The organism is Burkholderia sp. Ax-1720 (assembly GCF_011753035.1).
In the GTDB taxonomy this organism is placed as follows: Bacteria; Pseudomonadota; Gammaproteobacteria; order Burkholderiales; family Burkholderiaceae; genus Burkholderia; species Burkholderia gladioli.
On the sequence record NZ_VWWK01000262.1, the window covers coordinates 1 to 6,932 of the forward strand.

A 6,932-nucleotide genomic window follows, 5' to 3' on the forward strand; every position below is an offset into this window, starting at 1 on the left:
GGCGCAGGCCGGCAGCATCGCCAGCGTGCGCTCCAGCGGCGCGCAGTCGGCCCAGTCCCGCAGCCAGCCCTGCCAGCGCGCCAGCTCGGCCCCGGCGAGTGCGGGTTGCGTGGCGAGGCGCTCGGCCGGGCAATCCCACAGCAGCGCGGCCACGGTTTCCAGCGAGGCCGAGGCGGCCAGGCCGATCGCGTCGCGGCCGCGATAATGCGGCCGGCCGCCGACGATCTGGGTGATGCTCGACTCCAGCACCGGCACGCCCCAGTCGAGCGAACGCTCGGCCACGCCGCCCGCGCGCTTGGCATCGGCGCGGCGGCGCGCCAGCAGGCGCACCTCGTCGGCGTCGTAGCCGCGCTGGCGGGTGCGGCCGTCGGCATGCGAGGCGAGCAGCCCGCGGCTGACATAGGCATACAGGGTCGGCACGCTCACGCCGAGCAGGCGGGCGGCTTCGGCCGCGTTGATGCGGGGCATCGCAAGAGCTCCCTTTCGCGCAGTCGTGCGCGATCAAGCAAACAAATCTGTATGTATTGATTCGAGCCATCAAGATTGATCGGTCTCGATCGGCAATTCTAGACTCGCTGCACCGATTGTCGATCAGGAGATCAGCATGGATGCACGACAGGCCCTGGCCACCCTATGGCAGATGGCGGGCGGCTCGGCCGACGCCTTGGCGCGCGTCGAATTCGATCATGGCGAGGACCCGGGCCTGCCCTCGGTGCATCGCGTCGGCACGCTGGCGAGCGCCACCGTCGCGGCGGCGGGGCTGGCCGCGGCCGAATGTTTCCGGGCACGGACCGGGCGCGCGCAGCAGGTGTCGGTGGCCCAGCGCGCGGCGCTGGCCGCGTTCCGCAGCGAGCGCTACCTGCGCGTGGACGGCAAGCCGCCGCCCGAGCCGCGAGACCCCGCCACCGGTTTCTATCGCACGCGCGATGGCCGCTGGATCCAGTTGCACGCGAATTTCGCGCATCACCGGCAGGGCATCGTCGCGGTGCTGGGCTGCGAGGACGCGCCGGAAGCGATCGCCGCGGCGATCCTCGGCCGCGACGGCGCGGAACTCGACACCACGCTCGCCGAGGCCGGGCTCTGCGCGGCATTGATTCGAACTCCGGAGGAATGGCAGGCCCTGGAGGCGGCGCGCGCGCTGGCGCGGCGGCCCCTGTTCGAGATCGAGCGGATCGGCGATGCGCCGCCGCGCCCGGTCGGCGCCGGCGAGGCGGGCCAGCCCTTGTCGGGCACGCGCGTGCTCGACCTGACGCGCATCATCGCCGGCCCGGTGGGCGGGCGCACGCTGGCCCAGCACGGCGCCGAGGTGCTGCTGGTGAACGGCCCGCACCTGCCCAACATCCCGGCCCTGGTGATCGACAACGGGCGCGGCAAGCGTTCGGCCCATCTCGACCTGAGCGAAGCCGAGGGCTGCGCCGAGCTCGACGCATTGGCGGCCGGCGCCGACGTGTTCCTGCAGTCGTACCGGCCCGGCGCGCTGGCCGCGCGCGGGTTTTCGGACGAGGCGCTGGCGGCGCGCCATCCGGGCATCGTCAGCGTGTCGGTCTGTGCCTATGGCTACCAGGGGCCCTGGGCGACGCGGCGCGGTTTCGACAGCCTGGTGCAATCGGCCAGCGGCATCGCCTGGCACGAGCAGCGCGCGGCCGGGCAGGATTCGCCGGTGCACCTGCCTTGCCAGGCGCTCGATCATGCGACCGGCTACCTGGCCGCGTTCGGCGCGATGATGGCGCTCAGGCGCAGGGCGCGCGAGGGCGGGAGCTGGCGCGTGCGCGTCTCGCTGGCGCAGACCGGGCGCTGGCTGCAGTCCTTCGGCCGGATCGAGGGCGGGCGCGAACTGCCGGAGCTCGGCATCGACGCGGTGAGCGACTGCCTGGACGCGCCGCTGGCCTCGCCGTTCGGCCTGGTGCGGGGCGTGAGGCCGGCCGAGCGCCTGTCGGAGACGCCGCCGAGCCTGTCGCGCCCGCCGGTGCCGCCGGGCACCGACGCGCCGCGCTGGCTCGATTGAGATGGCGGGATCGCAGCCGCGCGATGCGCCGATGCGATCGGGAGCGCGCACGGAACTTGCGCCGCGCGCCGATCGATTGCGTTACTTGCGCAGCTCCACCACGAAGTCGTAGTAGTCGTTGCGGCAGTAGGTATCGGTCAGCTCGATGGCGCGCTGGTCGGCCGTGTAGCCGATTCGCGTGATCAGCAGGAGGGCGTCGTGCGGGGCGATGCCCATCTGCCGGGCGATCTCCTCGCTGGCGTTGACGGCGCGGAAATGCTGCAGCGCACGCACGATCGGCGTGCCGCGCTGTTCGAGGTAGGAGTAGAGCGAATCGCCGATCGCGGCCGGATCGGGGATCAGGGTGGCGGGGAAGGTCGAATCCTCGACCGCCATCACGATGTCGTCGGCCAGGCGCAGGCGCTTCAGGCGCGTCACCGAGGCGGCCGGCGACAGCCCGAGCTGGATCACCTCGTCGCGATTGGCGGGCTGCACGCTGCGCGCGATCCAGCGCGAGCTGGGGGTGAAGCCGCGGCGGCGCAGCATCTCGCTGAAGCTCGACAGGCGCGAGAGCGGGTCTTCATAGCGTGGCTGGATGAAGTTGCCGGCGCCGTGGGTGCGGCGGATCAGGCCTTGTTCGACCAGCAGCGCGATCGCCTTGCGTGCCGTGATGCGCGACACGCCCAGCGCCTCCGAGAGCACGCGCTCGGACGGCAGGGCCTCGCCGGCCGCCCAGCGGTTCTCGTGGATCGCGTCGCCGAGCTTGCGGGCGAGTTGCAGGTAGAGCGGCGTGTCCTTGTCCGGGTCGGGGCGCAGATCGTGCCAGCGGTCTTCCGTCGGTGGCTTCATGAAGGAGGTGTGAAACAGGGTGGGGTCATTTTATGACATCGCGCGCCGCCGTTATAGCTCGCGATGCCCGGCTCGGTGATAGTCCGTATGCCGGACGCGCGCGAGCGCCGCGCGGCGTGCCTCGCTACACTGGCGAGCCGGCCTGTTGCCGGATCACCAGCGAGGACGAGATGGCCAGTACCACCACGACGATCGCGCTGCCCGACGGCGAGAGGATCGCGAAGCTCGGGCAGGGCACCTGGGAAATGGGCGAGCGGCCGGCGCGCCGCGCCGCCGAGATCGCCGCGCTGCGCGCCGGCATCGAACTGGGCATGACCCTGATCGACACCGCCGAGATGTACGGCGAGGGCGCCACCGAGGAACTGGTCGGCGAGGCCATCGCCGGCCTGCGCGACGAGCTGTTCCTGGTCAGCAAGGTCTATCCGCACAATGCCGACCGCCATCGCATGATCGCCTCCTGCGAGGCCAGCCTGAAGCGCCTGGGCACCGACCGGCTCGATCTCTACCTGCTGCATTGGCGCGGCGGCGTGCCGCTGGAGGAGACGCTGGCCGGCTTCGAGGCGCTGCGCGCGGCCGGCAAGATTCGCCACTGGGGCGTGAGCAATTTCGACACCGACGACATGGAGGAACTGGTCGCGGCGGGCGGCGCGGGCTGCGCGACCAACCAGGTGCTCTACAACCTGGCGCGGCGCGGGCCCGAGTTCGACTTGCTGCCGTGGCTGGCCACGCATCGCATGCCGGCCATGGCCTACAGCCCGATCGACCACCAGCGGCTGCCGCGCGGCACCGTGCTCGACGAGATCGCCGCCGAGCGCGGCCTCACGCCCGAGCAGGTGGCGCTGGCCTGGGTGCTGCGGCGCGAGGAGGTGCTGGCGATTCCGAAGGCGGGCACGGTCGAGCATGTGCGCGCCAATCGCGCCGCGCAGGACCTGCTGCTCGACGATGCGGCGCTGGCGCGGCTCGACGTGGCTTTCGAGCCGCCGCGCGCCAAGCGGGCGCTGGAGATGCTGTAGCGGTGGCGGTGGCGGCGCCGAGGCCCGGCGGCGCGCCGCCCGGCTTCGTCGGGCCAGTTCCAGTCAGGCCAGTTGCGAGCTGGCGCGGCGCCAGCGATGGAACAGGATCGAGCCCACCCAGCAGGCCAGGAACAGCGCGACGATGCCGTAGCCGATCGCACCGAAGCGGTCGTTGATCGCGCCGATCGCATCCCAGAAGCCGCCCGCCAGGCCGAGCTTGTCGGCGGCGAGGCCGAGTGCCTCGACGCCGCCGATCACCAGCGCCACGGCGGCCGACACGAAGGTGATGCTGAGGTTGTAGGCGAGCTTGCGTTTCGGGTCGTCCATCGCCCAGCCATAGGCGTGCACCATCAGCACGTTGTCGGTCGAATCGATCAGGGTCATGCCGGCCGTGAACAGCGCGGGAAACACCAGCACCGCGTGCAGCGGCAGGCCCTGGTTGGCCTGCGCGGCGGCGATCGCGAGCAGGCCGATCTCGGTGGCGGTGTCGAAGCCCAGGCCGAACAGCAGCCCGACCGGGTACATGTGGGCGCTCCGGGTGACCAGGCGGAACAGCGGGCGCAGCAGGCGCGTGAGCAGGCCGCCCGGCGCGTGGTGATGGCTGCCCGCCTCGTGCTCGTGATGCGCGGCGGCTTCGGCGCCGGCCGCGCGGGCACGGCGGTAGCGACGCCAGATGTCGCGCAGGATCACCAGGTTGATCAGCGCCAGCACCAGCAGGAAACCCGCCGAGACGGCCGTGCCGATGGTGCCGCCGACGGCCTTGAAGCCGTCGAAGCGCGAGCGCAGCGCCAGCGCCGAGATCGCGATGCCCAGCGTGGCCAGGATCACGATGGTGGAGTGGCCCAGCGAGAAGAACAGGCCGACCGAGAAGGGCCGCTTGCCGTCCTGCATCAGCTTGCGCGTGACCGTGTCGATCGCGGCGATGTGGTCGGCGTCCACCGCGTGGCGCAGGCCGAAGCCGTAGGCGAGCGCGGCCGTGCCGAGCAGCAGCGGATGGTCGTGCAGCGCCACCAGCGCCCAGATCCAGGCGGCGAGGTTGGCGCCGATCAGCCCGGCATAGAGCAGGAACAACTGGCGGCGGGACGAGCTGGGCAGGGTCGGCATGATCGATGAAGAGGATCGACGGGAACGCCGGCGATTCTGACACGAGCAAAAATCCGGCGGTATGACCGGACGAGCCACGGCACGCGTGATCGCGGGCAGGGACCGGCCCCTGCCGTCGAAACAGGTTTTACAGTTTAACTGTGCAGTTTTCCTGTAGAGATGCTATCGTTGCGCGCATGTCCCCCGTCTTCCCATCTCCCGCTCCGCACGAACCCGCGCATCTGGCGGGCGAGCTGCGCATCGCGCTCGGCAAGCTGATGCGCCGGCTGCGTGACCAGGGCCGCGCGGGCGATTTCACCTCCTCGCAGCGCTCGGTGCTGCTGCGCCTCGAACGCGACGGCCCCGCCACGGTTTCCGCGCTGGCGCGCGCCGAGAGCGTGCGTCCGCAATCGATGCGCGCCACCGTCGCCGCGCTGGAGGCGGCCGGCGCCGTGACGGGTTCGCCCGATCCCGAGGATGGCCGGCAGACGCTCATTGCGCTGGCCGAGGCCTATCGCGAGCGCCTGCGAGCCAGCCGCGCGGCGCGCGAGGATTGGCTCGGACGCGCGCTCGAGGCGCGCCTGTCGGCGGCCGAGCGCCAGGAGCTGGCCGCCGCCGTCGCGCTGCTGCAGCGGCTCGCGGAGGACTGAGCGATGAGGCGCGGCCGGCGATCCGATTCCTCCGCACCGAGGTGCTTGCCGGCCAGCCGCGCGCCGCGTTCGGTTGCCGCTTCCCTCGCTTCCCTGGCTTCCACCTCCCGCGCTCCCGTCGCCTGCACGTCCACCGCCAGCCCGGAGCCGCGATGAACCTGGCCCGCTCGTTCCGTTCGCTGCGTCATCCGAACTACCGCCTGTGGGCGGCCGGCGCGCTGGTCTCCAACATCGGCACCTGGATGCAGCGCACCGCGCAGAGCTGGCTGGTGCTGACCCAGCTCACGCGCCACGACGCCTCGGCGGTGGGCCTGGTGATGGCGCTGCAATACGCGCCGCAGATGCTGCTGCTGCCCTGGACCGGCTACGCCGCCGACCATTTCGACCAGCGCAGGCTGCTGCGCGTGACCCAGGCGTTGATGGGCCTGTTCGCGCTGCTGCTGGGCCTGATCGTGGTGACCGGCGTGGCGCGGCTCTGGCATGTCTATGTGTTCGCGCTGCTGTTCGGCAGCGCGGCCGCCTTCGACGCGCCGGTGCGGCAGACCTTCGTCACCTCGCTGGTCGGCGACGAGGACCTGCCCAACGCGGTCGCGCTCAATTCCACCGTGTTCAATGCCGCGCGCATGGTCGGCCCTGGCGTGGCCGGGGTGGTGATCGCCTCGGTCGGCACCGGCTGGGCCTTCGTGATCAACGGGCTGTCGTTCGGCGCGGTGCTGCTGTCGCTGTCGCGGCTGCGCGTCTCGGCCCAGCATCCGGGCGCGCGTTCGCGGCGCGCCCAGGGCGGGCTCGCGGCCGGATTGCGCTACGTGAGCGGCCGGCCCGACCTGATCGCGATCCTCGCCATGCTGTTCCTGATCGGCACCTTCGGCCTGAACTTCCAGATCTTCATCTCGACCATGGCGGTGGACGTGTTCCATGCCGGCGCGAGCGGCTTCGGCCTGCTGTCGTCCATCATGGCGATCGGCACCATCGCGGGCGCGCTGGTGGCCGCCGGCCGCGAGCAGCCGAACCTGCGCACCCTGCTGGCCGGCTCGGCGATGTTCGCGCTCGGCTGCGCCTGCGCGGCGCTCTCGCCGGGCTTCTGGATCTTCGCCGCGATGCTGGTGGTGACCGGCATCGCCTCGCTGACCATCACCAATACCTCGAACAGCCTGATGCAACTGTCCACCGAACCCGGCATGCGCGGGCGCGTGACGGCGCTGCGGGTGGCGATCGTGATGGGCGGCACGCCGATCGGCGCGCCCATCGTCGGCTGGGTGGCCGATCGCTTCGGCCCGCGCTGGGCGCTCGGGGTGGGCGCCGCCGCGGGCGTGGCGGCCGCGCTGGTCGCCGTTCGTGCGATGCGGCGCCAGG

7 protein-coding genes are annotated in these 6,932 nt (G+C 71.8%); 4 read left to right on the forward strand and 3 right to left on the reverse strand.

The window, feature by feature from the left end:
• Positions 1-468 (reverse strand): helix-turn-helix domain-containing protein (locus tag F3J18_RS34545; protein WP_166916594.1); only part of this gene is annotated, 468 nt, incomplete at its 3' end.
• 136 nt (positions 469-604) lie between these two features.
• On the opposite strand from F3J18_RS34545, the gene F3J18_RS34550 reads away from it, so the two are divergent.
• A complete protein-coding gene (locus F3J18_RS34550) occupies positions 605-2,005 on the forward strand; it encodes a CoA transferase (protein ID WP_166916596.1) in 1,401 nt (466 codons plus the stop codon).
• Between the two features lie 81 nt (positions 2,006-2,086).
• Here the strand turns inward: F3J18_RS34550 and F3J18_RS34555 are convergent, their stop codons facing one another.
• Positions 2,087-2,833, reverse strand: a complete 747-nt coding sequence (locus tag F3J18_RS34555; RefSeq protein WP_013699163.1) for a GntR family transcriptional regulator — start codon at positions 2,831-2,833, stop codon at positions 2,087-2,089.
• 170 nt (positions 2,834-3,003) lie between these two features.
• Here F3J18_RS34555 and F3J18_RS34560 point away from each other — a divergent pair, with 170 nt between their 5' ends.
• Complete coding sequence (locus F3J18_RS34560; protein ID WP_025098190.1) at positions 3,004-3,846, forward strand: aldo/keto reductase; 843 nt, start codon at positions 3,004-3,006, stop codon at positions 3,844-3,846.
• A 63-nt stretch (positions 3,847-3,909) separates the two neighbouring features.
• Here F3J18_RS34560 and F3J18_RS34565 read toward each other — a convergent pair whose 3' ends face one another.
• On the reverse strand, positions 3,910-4,950 hold the full coding sequence (locus F3J18_RS34565; RefSeq protein ID WP_166916598.1) for a HoxN/HupN/NixA family nickel/cobalt transporter: 1,041 nt from the start codon (positions 4,948-4,950) through the stop codon (positions 3,910-3,912).
• Positions 4,951-5,126: 176 nt separating this feature from the next.
• On the opposite strand from F3J18_RS34565, the gene F3J18_RS34570 reads away from it, so the two are divergent.
• Together F3J18_RS34570 and F3J18_RS34575 are read left to right on the forward strand one after the other, a co-directional pair.
• Positions 5,127-5,579 carry a MarR family transcriptional regulator gene (locus F3J18_RS34570; protein ID WP_166916600.1) on the forward strand — a complete coding sequence of 151 codons (453 nt, stop codon included), beginning with the start codon at positions 5,127-5,129 and terminating at the stop codon, positions 5,577-5,579.
• A gap of 152 nt (positions 5,580-5,731) precedes the next feature.
• Positions 5,732-6,932: MFS transporter (locus F3J18_RS34575; protein WP_166916602.1), on the forward strand; the 1,201-nt coding region annotated here is incomplete at its 3' end.

Excerpts from the sequence above, each read along its gene's own strand:
- F3J18_RS34550 (WP_166916596.1), top strand. The coding sequence starts at position 605 with ATGGATGCACGACAGGCCCTGGCCACCCTATGGCAGATGGCGGGCGGC.
- F3J18_RS34560 (WP_025098190.1), top strand. The coding sequence starts at position 3,004 with ATGGCCAGTACCACCACGACGATCGCGCTGCCCGACGGCGAGAGGATC.
- F3J18_RS34555 (WP_013699163.1), bottom strand. The coding sequence starts at position 2,833 with ATGAAGCCACCGACGGAAGACCGCTGGCACGATCTGCGCCCCGACCCG.
- F3J18_RS34565 (WP_166916598.1), bottom strand. The coding sequence starts at position 4,950 with ATGCCGACCCTGCCCAGCTCGTCCCGCCGCCAGTTGTTCCTGCTCTAT.
- F3J18_RS34570 (WP_166916600.1), top strand. The coding sequence starts at position 5,127 with ATGTCCCCCGTCTTCCCATCTCCCGCTCCGCACGAACCCGCGCATCTG.